The organism is Ponticoccus litoralis (assembly GCF_039769985.1).
In the GTDB taxonomy this organism is placed as follows: domain Bacteria; phylum Pseudomonadota; class Alphaproteobacteria; order Rhodobacterales; family Rhodobacteraceae; genus Ponticoccus; species Ponticoccus litoralis.
The window spans coordinates 2,952,731-2,967,519 of sequence record NZ_JBDNCH010000002.1 but is presented as its reverse complement, the minus strand read 5'-3'; the positions used below and the strand labels follow the sequence as shown (position 1 = coordinate 2,967,519).

General features: G+C 68.3%; 9 protein-coding genes, 2 tRNA genes and 3 pseudogenes. 11 read left to right on the top strand and 3 right to left on the bottom strand.

The annotated features are described in order from the left end of the window. Positions 1 to 12: 12 nt before the first annotated feature. Positions 13 to 2,371: pseudogene (locus ABFB10_RS15760) on the bottom strand (ATP-dependent helicase). Between the two features lie 125 nt (positions 2,372 to 2,496). Continuing rightward, on the bottom strand, positions 2,497 to 3,288 hold the full coding sequence (locus ABFB10_RS15755; RefSeq protein ID WP_347167228.1) for a hypothetical protein: 792 nt from the start codon (positions 3,286 to 3,288) through the stop codon (positions 2,497 to 2,499). Positions 3,289 to 3,388: 100 nt separating this feature from the next. On the opposite strand from ABFB10_RS15755, the gene ABFB10_RS15750 reads away from it, so the two are divergent. From ABFB10_RS15750 to hisH, 7 genes and pseudogenes are all read left to right on the top strand, one after another. Beyond that, positions 3,389 to 4,546: an alpha-hydroxy acid oxidase gene (locus tag ABFB10_RS15750; protein ID WP_347167227.1), complete on the top strand. Its 1,158-nt coding sequence runs from the start codon at positions 3,389 to 3,391 to the stop codon at positions 4,544 to 4,546. 86 nt (positions 4,547 to 4,632) lie between these two features. Further along, complete coding sequence (locus tag ABFB10_RS15745; RefSeq protein WP_347167226.1) at positions 4,633 to 8,076, top strand: pyruvate carboxylase; 3,444 nt, start codon at positions 4,633 to 4,635, stop codon at positions 8,074 to 8,076. A gap of 379 nt (positions 8,077 to 8,455) precedes the next feature. Then, positions 8,456 to 9,268, top strand: a complete 813-nt coding sequence (locus tag ABFB10_RS15740) for a DUF2314 domain-containing protein (protein ID WP_347167225.1) — start codon at positions 8,456 to 8,458, stop codon at positions 9,266 to 9,268. After that, positions 9,248 to 9,322, top strand: a tRNA-Gly gene (locus tag ABFB10_RS15735). Before ABFB10_RS15740 ends, ABFB10_RS15735 begins: the two co-directional genes overlap by 21 nt. Positions 9,323 to 9,381: 59 nt before the next feature. After that, positions 9,382 to 9,456: transfer RNA gene (locus ABFB10_RS15730), tRNA-Gly, on the top strand. A 199-nt stretch (positions 9,457 to 9,655) separates the two neighbouring features. Next, a pseudogene (hisB, locus tag ABFB10_RS15725) lies at positions 9,656 to 10,244 on the top strand (imidazoleglycerol-phosphate dehydratase HisB). A 3-nt stretch (positions 10,245 to 10,247) separates the two neighbouring features. Continuing rightward, positions 10,248 to 10,880 (top strand): imidazole glycerol phosphate synthase subunit HisH, encoded by a 633-nt coding sequence (gene hisH / locus ABFB10_RS15720; protein WP_347167224.1) that lies wholly within the window; start codon positions 10,248 to 10,250, stop codon positions 10,878 to 10,880. Positions 10,881 to 11,127: 247 nt separating this feature from the next. Here hisH and ABFB10_RS15715 read toward each other — a convergent pair whose 3' ends face one another. Beyond that, a complete protein-coding gene (locus ABFB10_RS15715) occupies positions 11,128 to 11,499 on the bottom strand; it encodes a DUF2147 domain-containing protein (protein ID WP_347167223.1) in 372 nt (123 codons plus the stop codon). A 135-nt stretch (positions 11,500 to 11,634) separates the two neighbouring features. On the opposite strand from ABFB10_RS15715, the gene hisA reads away from it, so the two are divergent. From hisA to ABFB10_RS15695, 4 genes and pseudogenes are all read left to right on the top strand, one after another. Continuing rightward, positions 11,635 to 12,354: a 1-(5-phosphoribosyl)-5-[(5-phosphoribosylamino)methylideneamino]imidazole-4-carboxamide isomerase gene (gene hisA / locus ABFB10_RS15710; protein ID WP_347167222.1), complete on the top strand. Its 720-nt coding sequence runs from the start codon at positions 11,635 to 11,637 to the stop codon at positions 12,352 to 12,354. A 476-nt stretch (positions 12,355 to 12,830) separates the two neighbouring features. After that, positions 12,831 to 13,271, top strand: coding sequence for a DUF4168 domain-containing protein (locus ABFB10_RS15705; RefSeq protein ID WP_347167221.1), 441 nt, complete (start codon positions 12,831 to 12,833; stop codon positions 13,269 to 13,271). A 230-nt stretch (positions 13,272 to 13,501) separates the two neighbouring features. Then, positions 13,502 to 14,261, top strand: a pseudogene (hisF, locus tag ABFB10_RS15700) (imidazole glycerol phosphate synthase subunit HisF). 125 nt (positions 14,262 to 14,386) lie between these two features. Next, positions 14,387 to 14,698 carry a phosphoribosyl-ATP diphosphatase gene (locus ABFB10_RS15695; RefSeq protein WP_347167220.1) on the top strand — a complete coding sequence of 104 codons (312 nt, stop codon included), beginning with the start codon at positions 14,387 to 14,389 and terminating at the stop codon, positions 14,696 to 14,698. The last annotated feature ends 91 nt before the right edge of the window (positions 14,699 to 14,789 follow it).

The window sequence follows — 14,789 nt, the reverse complement described above, 5'->3', positions numbered from 1 at the left end:
CGAAAGCGCCCTTTAGAACGGCACGTCGTCCGCCGCGCAGATGAAGCGGGCCACGACCTTTTTCGTCCCGGCCTTCTCGAAGGCGATCTCCAGCTTGTCGCCCTCGATGCCCTCGACGCTGCCGTAGCCGAACTTCTGGTGAAACACCCGCTCGCCCACCGTGTAGGCGGATACCGCCTGCAGGTCGATCACCGTCGAGGTGCTCTCGCGCGGCTGGCTGATGGGGCGCTGGCCCTGCCGCTCCTGCAACCGCCGCCAGCCCGGCGAATTGTAGACATTCGCCTCCGCCGCTCGGTCATGCAGGGTCGATCCGACGCTCCCCATGCCCATCGCAGCGCCGCCACCCGGCCCGCCGTAAAGACCCGGCGGCGTCAGCACCTCGACGTGTTCCTCTGGCAGTTCGTCCACGAAGCGCGAGGGCAGCTGCGACTGCCACTGCCCGAACACCCGCCGGTTGCCCGCGAAGGAGATCGTGCAGACCTCTTCCGCCCGCGTGATGCCGACATAGGCCAGCCGCCGCTCCTCCTCGAGTCCCTTGACGCCGCTCTGATCCATGCTGCGCTGGGACGGGAACAGCCCGTCCTCCCAGCCCGGCAGGAAGACCGCCGGAAATTCGAGCCCCTTGGCCGCGTGCAGCGTCATGATCGAGACCTTGGCGCCCTGCTCGTCGCTTTCGTTGTCCATCACCAGGCTGACGTGTTCGAGGAACCCCTGCAGGTTCTCGAACTGCTCCAGCGCCTTGACCAGTTCCTTGAGGTTCTCCAGCCGGCCCGGCGCCTCGGGCGTCTTGTCGTTCTGCCACATCGCCGTGTAGCCCGACTCGTCGAGGATCACCTCGGCCAGTTCCATGTGGGTCATCGCGGCGTCGCCGGTCATCCGGCCCCAGCGCGCCAGCCCGGCGACCAGTTCGCCCAGCGCCTTGGCGCCCTTGCCCTTGATCTCGCCCTGTTCGACCGCCAGCGCCGCGCCGTCCAGAAGCGAAACACCATTGGCCCGCGCGATGGTCTGGATCGTCTGCTGCGCCTTGTCGCCAAGCCCGCGCTTGGGGGTGTTCACGATCCGCTCGAAGGCGAGGTCGTCGGACGGCGAGACCACCAGCCGGAAATAGGCCATGGCATCGCGGATCTCCATTCGCTCGTAGAAACGCGGGCCGCCGATCACCCGGTAGGGCATGCCGATGGTCAGGAAACGGTCCTCGAAGGCGCGCATCTGGTGCGAGGCGCGCACCAGGATCGCCATCTCGTCCAGCGAGAAGGGCCGCATCCCGCGGGTGCCGGACTGCATCGCCTCTATTTCCTCGCCGATCCAGCGCGCCTCTTCCTCGCCGTCCCAATGGCCGATCAGGCGGACCTTCTCGCCCTCCTGCGCCTCGGTCCACAACTCCTTGCCAAGGCGCGAGGCATTGCCCCGGATCACCCCCGAGGCGGCAGCCAGGATATGCGGGGTCGAGCGGTAGTTCTGTTCCAGCCGGACCACATGGGCGCCGGGAAAATCCTTTTCGAAGCGCAGGATGTTGCCCACCTCGGCGCCGCGCCAGCCGTAGATCGACTGGTCGTCGTCGCCCACGCAGCAGACGTTCTTGTGCGCCGAGGCCAGAAGCCGCAGCCAGAGGTACTGCGCGACGTTGGTATCCTGATACTCGTCGACAAGGATGTAGCGGAACCAGCGCTGATACTGGTCGAGCACGTCCTCGTGGGTCTGGAAGATCGTGACCATGTGCAACAGCAGGTCGCCGAAATCCGTCGCGTTCAGCTCGCGCAGGCGTTCCTGATAGGCCTTGTAGAGCGCCAAGCCCTTGTGGTTGTAGGCCCCCGCATCGGCGGCGGGCACGCGATCGGGCGTCAGCGCACGGTTCTTCCAGTCGTCGATGATCGAGGCGAGCTGCCGCGCGGGCCAGCGCTTGTCGTCGATCCCCGCCGCCTGCACCAGCTGCTTGAGCAGCCGCAACTGGTCGTCGCTGTCGAGGATGGTGAAGTTCGACTTCAGCCCCACCAGTTCCGCGTGCCGCCGCAAGAGCTTCACGCAGATCGAGTGGAAGGTGCCAAGCCAGTGGCATCCCCTCGACCGTCTGGCCCAGCATGCCCGAGATGCGATTCTTCATCTCGCGCGCGGCCTTGTTGGTGAAGGTCACGCTGAGGATCTCGTTCGGGCGCGCCCGGCCCGTCATCAACAGGTGCACCACCCGCGCGGTCAGCGCCTTGGTCTTGCCGGTCCCCGCCCCCGCCAGCATCAGCACCGGGCCGTCCAGCGTTTCCACCGCCTGCCGCTGCGCCGGGTTCAGCCCGTCGAGATAGGGAGTGGGCCGCGCCGCCATGGCGCGGGCGGACAGCGAGGAGGCCTCGAAGGCATCGAATTCGTCGAAACTGCTCATGCGCGCAGTCTAACGCCTGCGATGCGCAAGGGAAAGATGTGTTCGCGAAACGTTCCTCGGCTTTCCCCGGCAATTTCCCGCTTGACCGGATCAGGGGCGCCTTGGCCCGCGCCCCCTTGCGCGCGTCACGCCCCCATGGCCATCAGTTGATGGTGCGGAGCAACACGGCGGCGGCGCGTGGCGAAGACCGGGGGCGGGCCGCCCTGCCCCGCTGCGGCAGGCTGCCCGGCCAGCCCCTGCGCCAGCGCGGGCTGTCGCGGCGCCGGGGCCATGGTCGCATCCGCCGCGCTGGACGGGAACGGCGCGTTCTCTGCCGACGCGGGGCCCGGCGCGACCGGCGCCGCCACCTCCTGCCCGCCGGCCTCTGGCCAAGAGGGTTCGGCCCCGGCATGGGCCCCGTCAGCCGGTGCAGAAGACGGCGCGTGACCTGCCTGCGCAACCGCCACCTCGCCTGGCGCCATATCCGGCGCCCGCTGCCTGTCGCGTGCCACCTGCCCCGCCGCATCCGGCGCGCCCTCTGCCGTCATGCTCTTTGCCGCCGCGACCCGCGCGATGGTCCGCCCGGCCAGCGAGGCCTGCGCCATGCGCGCCACCATCGCGGGGGGCACATCGGCCTCCAGCACGCAATGCACGGACTGGAACACCTCTGTATAGGTATCCGTCACGCTGGCAACGTTCCGCGTCAGCACCAGCGTCACCAGACGCGGGTTGCGCCGCTCCGCCAGCGCGATGATCTCACCCGTGCGGCGCCCGGCCACCTCTGCATCCAGCACCAGCAGGTCGACCACGGCGCGGCGCAGGCAACAGTCCGCCACCGCCGGGGACCCGCTGCCGGTGACGTGAATCCCCGCCTCCAGAAAGGCGATCTGGGTCAGGTCCAGCCGGGTCGGGCGGGAATCGACTATCATGGCATGCATCGCGAAAGACTCCTTCTGGCAGCGTTTCGGACAGACTCGCCAAAGCCGCTTAAAATATGTTGAAGATTTGCGAGGACGACCGCGCAGTGCCAGAGGACCCATGGATCACCACAGCCGTTACCTGACCGTCGAGGACCTGCGCCGCCGCGCCCGTGCCCGTGTGCCGCATTTCGCCTTTGCCTATCTCGACACCGCCACCGGCACCGGGGCCGCCGCCCGCCGCAACCGCGACGGGCTGGACCGGGTCCGGTTCATGCCCTCGATCCTGCACGGCGAACCGGCCCCCGACTTCGAAACGCCGTTTCTGGGGCACAGTTATGCCCTGCCGCTGGGCATGGCGCCGGTCGGCCAGTCCGGGCTGCTCTGGCCCGGGGCCGAGCGGATGCTGGCCGGGCACGCCCACAAGGCCCGCCTGCCCTACTGCCTGTCCAATGTCGCCAATGCCGCGCCGGAAGAGATCGGCCCGCTGACCGGCGGCAGGGGCTGGTTCCAGCTGTATCCGCCGCGCGACGAGGCCATCCGGCTCGACATGCTGAAACGCCTTCGGGACACTGGCTTCGACACTCTGGTCTTTACCGTGGACGTCCCCGTCGCGGCGCGGCGCGAGGCGCAGGTGCGGGGCGGCCTTGTCCAGCCGCCGCGCCTGACCCCGCGCATCCTCCTGCAATGCCTGCGCACGCCCGCGTGGTCCTTGGCCCGCGCCCACGCCGGGATGCCGCGCATGGAAACGCTGATGAAATACGCCGACGACGACACGCCGCGCGACCCCACCAAACACGTGGGCTACCTGCTGCGCACCGCGCCGGACTGGTCCTACCTCGGCTGGCTGCGCAGGCACTGGACCGGCAAGCTGATCGTCAAGGGCGTGCTGAAACCCGAGGACGCCACCCGGCTGGAGGCCGAGGGCGCCGACGCGCTTTGGGTCTCTACCCACGGCGGGCGCCAGTTCGATGGCTCTCCGGCGGCGATAGACTGCCTGCCCGCCGTGCGCGCCGCGACCGCGCTGCCGATCCTCTTCGACAGCGGCATCGAGGGCGGTCTCGACGTGCTGCGTGCCATCAGCCTTGGCGCCGACATGGTGATGCTGGGACGCGCCTGGCTTTACGCGGTCTGCGCCCCGGGCGAGGACGGCCCGGCGCATCTGACGGAACTGCTTCACCGCGACCTGATTGCAAATATCGGCCAGTTGGGCGCGTCCCGGGCAGAGGCGCTGCGTGGTCACGCAATCTTTGCAAACCCGCGCGCCCTGTCCGGTTAATATGCAAATACCCTTGCGCTGCGGCGCGGCGTGAGCTTCAAATCGCCGGAACCATCGCCGGTTGGCGTGACAGACGAGGAGTTCCAATGGCCGATTTCCAGAAAATCCTGATCGCCAACCGCGGCGAGATTGCCATCCGCATCATGCGCGCCGCCAACGAGATGGGAAAGAAGACGGTCGCCGTCTACGCCGAAGAGGACAAGCTGGGCCTGCACCGCTTCAAGGCGGACGAGGCCTATCGCATCGGCGAGGGGCTGGGCCCGGTGCAGGCCTACCTGTCGATCGAGGAAATCATCCGCGTCGCCAAGGAGGCCGGCGCCGACGCGATCCACCCGGGCTATGGCCTGCTGTCCGAGAACCCCGATTTCGTCGATGCGTGCGACGCGGCGGGCATCACCTTCATCGGCCCCAAGGCCGCGACCATGCGCGCGCTGGGGGACAAGGCCTCGGCCCGCAAGGTCGCCATCGAGGCGGGCGTGCCGGTCATCCCCGCCACCGAGGTGCTGGGCAACGACTGGGAGGCCATCGCCAAGGAGGCCGAGGAAATCGGCTATCCGCTGATGCTCAAGGCCTCCTGGGGCGGCGGCGGGCGCGGCATGCGCCCCATCGAAGGCCCGAAAGAGCTGAAGGACAAGATCCTCGAAGGCCGCCGCGAGGCCGCCGCCGCCTTCGGCAATGACGAGGGCTACCTCGAAAAGATGATCACCCGCGCGCGCCACGTCGAGGTGCAGATCCTCGGCGACAAGATGGGCACGATCTACCACCTGTACGAGCGGGACTGTTCCGTCCAGCGCCGCAACCAGAAGGTCGTGGAACGCGCCCCCGCGCCCTACCTCAGCGAGGCGCAGCGCGAGGAAATCTGCGAGCTGGGCCGCAAGATCTGCGCCCATGTGAATTACGAATGCGCGGGCACCGTCGAGTTCCTGATGGATATGGACAGCGGCGCCTTCTACTTCATCGAGGTCAACCCGCGCGTGCAGGTCGAACACACCGTCACCGAAGAGGTGACCGGCATCGACATCGTGCAGGCGCAGATCCTGATCGCCGAGGGCAAAAGCCTTGCCGAGGCCACCGGCAAGGCCAGCCAGTACGACGTGAAGCTGACGGGCCACGCACTGCAGACCCGGATCACCACCGAGGACCCGACCAACAACTTCATACCCGACTATGGCCGCATCACCGCCTTCCGGTCGGCCACCGGCATGGGCATCCGCCTGGATGGCGGCACCGCCTACGCGGGCGGGGTGATCACCCGCTACTACGATCTGCTGCTGGTGAAGGTCACCGCCAAGGCGCCGACGCCCGAGAAGGCGATCAAGCGCATGGACCGCGCCCTGCGCGAATTCCGCATCCGGGGGGTGACCACGAATATCGAGTTCGTCATCAACCTGCTGAAGCACCCGACCTTCCTGTCGAACCAGTACACGACCAAGTTCATCGACACGACGCCGGATCTCTTCGACTTCAAGAAGCGCCGCGACCGGGGCACCAAGGTGCTGACCTACATCGCCGACATCACCGTGAACGGCCACCCCGAGGTGCAGGGCCGCGCCATGCCCCACCCCGACCTCAAGCCCGCGAAGGCGCCGAAGGTCCCGCTGGAGGAGCCGCGCGCCGGGACCCGCACCCTGCTGGACGAAAAGGGTCCGCAGGCGGTCGTGGACTGGCTGACCAGCCAGAAGCAGGTGCTGATCACCGACACCACCATGCGCGACGGCCACCAGTCGCTGCTGGCCACCCGGATGCGCAGCCTCGACATGATCAAGGTCGCGCCCGCCTATGCGCACAAGCTGCCGCAGCTCTTTTCCGTGGAATGCTGGGGCGGCGCCACCTTCGACGTGGCCTACCGCTTCCTGCAGGAATGTCCGTGGCAGCGCCTGCGCGACCTGCGCGCCGCCATGCCCAACCTGATGACGCAGATGCTGCTGCGCGGCGCCAATGGCGTGGGTTACACCAACTACCCCGACAACGTGGTGCAGTTCTTTGTGAAGCAGGCCGCCGAGACCGGCGTCGACGTCTTCCGCGTCTTCGACAGCCTCAACTGGGTCGAGAACATGCGCGTCGCCATGGATGCGGTTCTGGAGTCGGGGAAGATCCTCGAAGGCACGGTCTGCTACACCGGTGACATCCTCGACCCGGACCGGGCCAAGTATGACCTGAAATACTACGTCGCCATGGGCAAGGAGCTGAAAGAGGCCGGCGCCCATATCCTCGGGCTGAAAGACATGGCGGGCCTGCTGAAGCCCTCCGCCGCCGCCCTGCTGGTGAAGACGCTGAAGGAAGAGGTCGGCCTGCCGATCCACTTCCACACGCATGACACCTCTGGCGCCGCCATCGCCACGATCATGGAGGCCGCGCGCGCGGGCGTCGACGTGGTCGACTGCGCCATGGACGCGCTGTCGGGCAATACCTCGCAGCCGACGCTGGGCTCTGTCGTCGAGGGCCTGCGCCACACCGAGCGTGAGACCGGGCTGGATATCGCCGCGATCCGCGAGATCTCGAACTACTGGGAGGCGGTGCGCGGCCAGTACGCGGCCTTCGAATCCAGCATGCAGGCCCCGGCGTCCGAGGTCTACCTGCACGAGATGCCCGGCGGCCAGTTCACCAACCTCAAGGCACAGGCCCGCTCCATGGGGCTGGAGGAACGCTGGCACGAGGTCGCCCAGACCTATGCCGATGTGAACCAGATGTTCGGCGATATAGTGAAGGTCACACCCTCGTCCAAGGTGGTGGGCGACATGGCCCTGATGATGGTCAGCCAGGGCCTGACCCGCGCCGATGTCGAGGACCCGAACAAGGATCTCTCTTTCCCCGATTCGGTCATCGACATGATGAAGGGCAACCTTGGCCAGCCCCCGGGTGGCTGGCCCAAGGCCATCCAGAAGAAAGTCCTGAAAGCCGAGAAGCCCTTCACCGAGCGCCCCGGCCTCAAGGCCGCCCCGATCGATATCGAGGAAAAGCGCAAGGAACTGGCCGCGACCCTCGAAGGCGTCACCTTCGACGACGAGGACCTGAACGGCTACCTGATGTATCCCAAGGTCTTCACCGACTACGCGGCCCGGCACGAAACCTACGGCCCGGTGCGCGCCCTGCCCACGCGGACCTTCTTCTACGGCATGGAAGCGGGCGAAGAGATCGCCGCGGAAATCGATCCCGGCAAGACGCTGGAAATCCGGCTTCAGGCGGTTGGCGAGACGCAGGACGACGGCGAGGTCCGGGTGTTCTTCGAACTGAACGGCCAGCCCCGCACGATCCGCGTGCCGGATCGCAAGGCCGGCGCTGCCAGCGGCGTTCGCCCCAAGGCCGAGGTCGGCAATCCCGCCCATCTGGGCGCCCCGATGCCGGGAGTCGTGGCCTCTATCGGGGTGAAAGCGGGGGATGCGGTGAAGACCGGCGACCTGCTGCTGACCATCGAGGCGATGAAGATGGAAACCGGCATGCACGCCGAGCGCGACGGCACGGTGAAGGCCGTGCATGTCCAGCACGGCAGCCAGATCGACGCCAAGGACCTGCTGATCGAGTTCGAGTGACGCAGAAGACCCGGAGCCTGACACAGGGCCCGCCTTCGGGCGGGCCGCAGGCCGCCGCGCCGGATCGGTCGAGGCCGGATCGCAGAGATAGGCGATAGCCCCCGGCGCCGCGAGCGGGGACCATGGCAGCCGCGCATGCGCCCCGGAACGCTGTCCGCCCCCCCGATCACACCGGCCTGTCGGCACCCCGGATGGGCTCGGCCCCGCAGGACGGCCCGCCGCAACACCGTCAAGGCCGCCCCCGCCGCGCGGCGCGCCGCCCTTCCCCGCGCCCCTGTGAACAACCCCGTTTCCCGTCGCGAAACAGAAAGTTGCGGCGCAGCCCTCACCTTTATAGGGTAGAATCCTCTCCATGTTGATTTGGGGGAAGGACACCGCGATGGTCTTGCGCCGTTTCATCGGGCTGGGCGCCCTTCTGCTGGCCCTCGGCATCCTGCCGGTCCCGGCGCAGGAGGCCCCCGTCATTCCCTTCGACGAGGAAGGCCCGGTCGAAGAGGTCCCGATCTCCGACCACCCGATCCGCCACCTGCCGGTGCTGCGCTTCCGCTCCTCCGATCCACGCATGAACGAGGCCTACCGGCAGGCCCGCGCCGCCCTGCCGAACGTGGTTTCGGCCACGGAAAAGCGCCACGGGTTCTTTTCGCCCTCGCTCGCGCTTCTCATCGCGGTCAAGGTGCCCGATGCCGAGCGACCGATAGAATTCGTCTGGGTCGATACCATCCGGCGCCGGGGCGACCACTTCACCGCCCGACTCGCGGCATGGCCGCGCCGCATCCCCGGCAAACGCCTGCGCGACGAGATCGTCTTCGTCTACCCGCAGATCTACGACTGGGCGGTGCAGGCCGTCGACGTACCGCTACTACGGCTATTTCACCACCCGCGTCCTGCTGAAGGACATGCAAGAGCCGCAACGCAGCCGCATCGGCGTGACGCTGGTGCCCCGCCCGGTGCCGCAGCTCTGGCAGTGACCGCACCTGCCACCGGGGACCGCAGCGGACCCCGGGGCCGCCGCCTCACCCCCTTTGCCCCCATCGCCGCGCCATCGGGCAGGCGCCCCGACGCCCGTCGCAGCCCCCTTCGCAAACAAAGCGACGAAAAAACCTGCCAGCCCCCGGATTTCCTCTTGCACCCCCCGAAGCCTCGCTATAAATCCGCCTTCACCATTTGGTTCGCGGGCGTAGCTCAGGGGTAGAGCATAACCTTGCCAAGGTTAGGGTCGGGCGTTCGAATCGCCTCGCCCGCTCCAAGTGGCCGGATCAAGACACGGCAGACAGCCGATGTCACGATCCACAGATGACATGGCGCGCGGGCGTAGCTCAGGGGTAGAGCATAACCTTGCCAAGGTTAGGGTCGGGCGTTCGAATCGCCTCGCCCGCTCCATGTCACCTTCTTAATCCGGATGGATCGCAGCGACAGCGAAAACGCCAACCGCGCCGAAGGCGGCACGCCGCGTCGCGCTGGCGACCACCCCCGGCGCAACGCCTGTCCCGCCCGACGCGCCCCAGCTCTTTCCCCCTGCCCTCTTTCCCCCTGCGCCCGGCCCGCCTATAAGCCCCGGCATACAGCAGGACGATCCGACATGCGCAAAGCCACCATCACCCGCAAGACCGCCGAGACCGCGATCACCGTCACCCTCGACCTCGACGGGTCCGGGACTTATGACAACGACACCGGCGTGGGCTTCTTCGACCATATGCTCGATCAACTGTCGCGCCATGCGCTGATCGACATGCACATCCGGGCCGAGGGCGACCTGCATGTCGACGACCACCACACGGTCGAGGACACCGGCATCGCCATCGGACAAGCCCTGGCCCAGGCGCTTGGCGACAAGCGCGGCATCCGCCGCTACGGCGCCTGCCTGCTGCCCATGGACGACGCGCTGGTGCGCGCCGCGCTCGACCTCTCGGGGCGGCCCTTCCTGGTGTGGAACCTCGACCTGCCCTCGCCCAAGATCGGCACCTTCGACACCGAACTGGTGCGCGAGTTCTTCCGAGGCGCTCTCGACCCACGGCGGCATCACCCTGCACGTCGACGCGCTGCACGGGATCAACAGCCACCACATCACCGAGGCCGCCTTCAAGGCGGTCGCCCGCGCGCTGCGCGAGGCGGTGGAAGCCGACCCCCGCAAAGGCGACGAAATCCCCTCCACCAAGGGCGCGCTCTAATCCATGCTGACAGCGATCATCGACTACGAAACCGGCAACCTGCACTCGGCCCAGAAAGCCTTCCAGAAGATGGCGCAAGAGGTCGGCGCCGGCACCGTGCAGGTGACCGGCGACCCCGAGGTCGTGGCAAAGGCCGATCACATCGTGCTGCCGGGCGACGGGGCCTTCCCCTCCTGCGCGGCGGCCCTGCGCGCCTCGGGCTGCTTCGACGCCATGCTCGAGGCGGTGAACCGGGGCCGCCCGGTCCTCGGCATCTGCGTCGGCATGCAGCTGATGGCGCAGCGGGGCTTCGAATACGAAGAGACCGAAGGCCTCGGCTGGATCGACGCCACCGTCGACCGCATCACGCCCGGCGATCCGGCGCTCAAGATCCCGCATATGGGCTGGAACGATCTGGTGATCGAACGCCCGCACCCGGTGATGGCGGGCCTCGAAACCGGCGAACACGCCTATTTCGTGCACTCCTACCAGATGCGGATGATCGACCCGACCCAGCGCGTGGCCCATGTCGACTATGCCGGCGACATCACCGCCATCGTCGCCCGCGACAACTGCATCGGGTTGCAGTTCCACCCCGAGAAGAGCGCCGCCGCAGGCCTGCGCATGATCGCCAACTTCCTGCGCTGGCGCCCCTGACAGAACCGGCGCGAACAGCGCTCAGGCCGCCCGCGCCGCCTTTCTTCTCTGCCGGACCCCTCAAGAAAAACGCCCGCCGGGCGCCCGCCCTTCGGGTTTCTTCTTGGCCCAAATACCTCTGATCGACCGCCCCGCAGACGCGCCGGATCCCTGCCTGCGCCCCCGGGGGATCCCGAGGGCTCAGGCACGCCGCAGGCAAGAGGCGCGCGCCCGGGCCTTCGCCCGGCCGGGGGCCGGGCGAAACCGCTCAGTTCAACCGGCTCCAAGTCTGGCTGGAACAGAGCAGGCCGCCCGCCACGCAGCCCTGCAGGGTCAGGGCATTGCCGCTCAGGGCCATCTTGCCGGTGTAGACCTTGTTGTTCGACGGCCGCCAGACCTTGCCCCGGTACTGGCCGCCGCCCTGCGGCGCCATGTTGATGACCAGCGTCTTGCCCTTGTTGGGCGACTCGTATTCGCCCGAGGCGTTGAAGGTCCGCACGATCACGCCGCACAGCTTGTCCCCGCAGGGCACCATGCGCACATGCGCATAGGCGCCCTCGTCGGGCTGCGTCTTCCAGGTCCCCTCCACCGGGTCCGCCGCCGCCGCACCGGCCACCAGCGCCATTGCCAGAAGTCTCATGTCCTCTCCTCCCGTCGTGACATGACCGAAACGATGCCGCCCGCCCGGCCTTTACGGCAAGCGTGACGCAGGGTCCGCTTGCATGTATCGTGGCGTCATACTAAGGGGCCGCAAGACTCTGGAAGGGCTGCACAAATGATCCTCTACCCCGCTATCGACCTGAAGGACGGCAAGGCCGTCCGCCTGCTGCGCGGCGATATGGACAAGGCGACCGTCTTCAACGACGATCCGGCCGCCCAGGCGCTGGAGTTCGTGGCGCAGGGCTGTGAGTGGCTGCATCTTGTCGACCTGAACGGCGCCTTTGCCGGGCAGCCGGTGAACGCCGCCGCGGTCGAGGAGATCCTCAGGCAGACCAAGACCCCGGCCCAGCTGGGCGGCGGCATCCGCGACATGGCGACCATCGAGATGTGGCTGTCGAAGGGTCTCTCCCGGGTGATCCTCGGCACCGTGGCGGTCGAGAACCCCGCCCTCGTGCGCGAGGCCGCCGCCGCCTTCCCGGGGCAGGTCGCCGTGGGCATCGACGCGCGGGACGGCAAGGTCGCGACCAAGGGCTGGGCCGAGACCACGGATGTCGATGCAACCGACCTCGCGCGATCCTTCGAAGACGCGGGCGTCGCGGCCATCATCTACACCGATATCAACCGCGACGGCGCGATGCAGGGCCCCAACGTGCAGGCAACCGCGGCCCTGGCCCGTGCCGTGACGATCCCGGTCATCGCCTCGGGCGGGGTGTCTTCGCTGAAAGACCTGATCGCCCTGCGCGACTGCGGTGCCGCGCTGAACGGCGCGATCTCGGGCCGGGCGCTTTACGACGGGGCGCTCGACCTGAAAGCGGCCCTCAAGGCCCTCGCCTGACAAAGGGGCCGCAGCGGTCCGACGCAGGACCGCCCCGCCGCCAACCGACCGGCGACCCACCTTTCCGGCTCCGCCACCCGGACGCAGGCGCAGCCCAAGGCGCCTGCGGCACTCGATAGCCGAACGCACCGGCACGCCGCACCAGGGCCCGAGGCGCCTTGACCCCGTCAGGACAGCAATGTCGCGATCCTGGCGCGCGGCGCGTCAGCCTTCCGCCCGCGCCCGCCTTGCCGCCCCCCAGCCTCGCCTTGCGCTGGCCGCCGTACGGTCACCGCCGCCGTGGTGGCACGGTGGCCTGTCTTCAAGGGCGAAACCCCGCCGTCCGCGATTCCCCGCAGGCCGAACCACGGCATTTCGGCAAGCCGCCGCCGCCCCGCCGCGCCCCGGTTGAAGCCGGACGGACCGCGCGCCACCTTTCTGGACGAAGGCCGCGCCGCCCTCATGGCGCAGCCCGAAACAACGGAAGGAAAAGGCACATGACCATCCGCAAGACCCTCCTCGGCACCGCAACTCTGGCCGCGCTGGCCGCCGCTCCGCTGGCCCCCGTTCTGGCGCAGACCGCCCCCGCGCAGGATGCCCCGGCAGCGGCCCCTGCACAGGCTCCCGCCGCCACGCCCGAAGCCGTGGACTTCAGCGACGCAGAGCTGCAGAGCTTCGTCGAGGCGGCCTCTGAAATTGCCGAGATCCGACAGGAATTCGCCGCCCAGATCCAGGGTGCGCAGGACGGCGAGACGGTCAAGGAACTACAGGAGCAGGCCCTGACCGAGATGCGCGCGGCCATCGATGCCACCGACGGCATCGACGTCGAGCAATACAATGCCATCGGCGCCGCCTCGCAGTCGGATTCCGAGGTCAACGAGCGCCTGACCGCGATGATGCAGCAGCACATGCAGAAACAGGACAACGGCGAGGGCTGACTTACCCAAGGCTTGCCCCGCCCGCGGGCGGCCCCCTCCCCGGCTGACGGGCCGGACCCCGGGGCCGCCCGACCGCGCGCCGCCTCCTCCCCCGGGGCGGCGCGCTTTTGTGCAGGCCCCGAATTCCTCCAAGGAATTCGGGGCGGTTTCTTTGCAAGAAACCGGCCCCACCCCCGGCAGCCCGCTGCTTTGACCTTTCCAAGCGCGGTGTTTCGCGCTACCGGAAGACCATGCTGAAGACCCGCATCATTCCCTGTCTTGACGTCGCCGATGGCCGCGTCGTGAAGGGCGTCAACTTCGTCGACCTGCGCGATGCAGGCGACCCGGTGGACGCCGCCCGTGCCTATGACGCCGCCGGTGCCGACGAGCTCTGCTTCCTTGACATCCACGCCACGCACGAGAACCGCGGCACCATGTTCGACATGGTCAGCCGCACCGCCGAGCAGTGCTATATCCCGCTGACCGTGGGCGGCGGTGTCCGCACCGTGGCGGATGTGCGGGCGCTGCTGCTGGCGGGCGCCGACAAGGTCTCGTTCAACTCCGCAGCGGTGGCCAACCCCGATGTGGTGGCCGAGGCCGCCGATCAGTTCGGCAGCCAGTGCATCGTCTGCGCCATCGACGCCAAGACCGTGGCCCCCGGCAAGTGGGAGCTCTTCACCCACGGCGTGCCGCAAGCCCACGGGCATCGACGCGGTCGCCTTCGCCCGCCTGATCGCCGCCAAGGGCGCCGGAGAGATCCTGCTGACCTCGATGGACCGCGACGGCACCAAATCCGGCTTCAACCTGCCCATGACCCGCGCCATCGCGGATGCCGTCGAGATCCCGGTGATCGCATCGGGCGGTGTCGGCACGCTGGACCACCTCGTCGAGGGCGTGACCGAGGGCCATGCCTCGGCGGTACTGGCAGCCAGCATCTTCCACTTCGGCACCTTCACCGTGGCCGAGGCCAAGGCCCATATGGCCGCCGCCGGCATCCCCGTGCGGCTGTGAGCGGCAAGGCCCCTACAGCGCCCGGCGCGCAGCCCCCTGCCACGACATCCCCACGCCATCGCGGGTCCGGGCGCAGGCCCACCACCCGGCCCTGCCCCGTTTCAGCCGCCCCTGAGGACCCCGCCATGACACTGGAAGACCTCGAAGCCATCGTGGCCAGCCGCGCCAAGGCCTCTCCCGACGAAAGCTGGACCGCCAAGCTCCTGGCCAAGGGCCCCGAGAAATGCGCCGAGAAATTCGGTGAGGAAGCGGTGGAGGCGATCATCGAAGCCGTGAAGGGGGACCGCGACAAGCTGGCCTCGGAAGCTGCCGATGTGCTCTTTCACCTGCTGGTGATGCTGCGCGCCCGGGATGTGTCTGTGGCGCAGGTCATGGCCGTGCTCGCGGCGCGGCAATCGCAGTCCGGGCTGGCCGAGAAAGCGGCGCGCGGCGGCTGAGACGGGCGCGAAGCGGCTTCGAAGCCGCTTGTCGAAGGCCCTTCGAAGGGCCTTGCGCCCCCATGGACCCAGACGTGCAAAACCGGAGGCT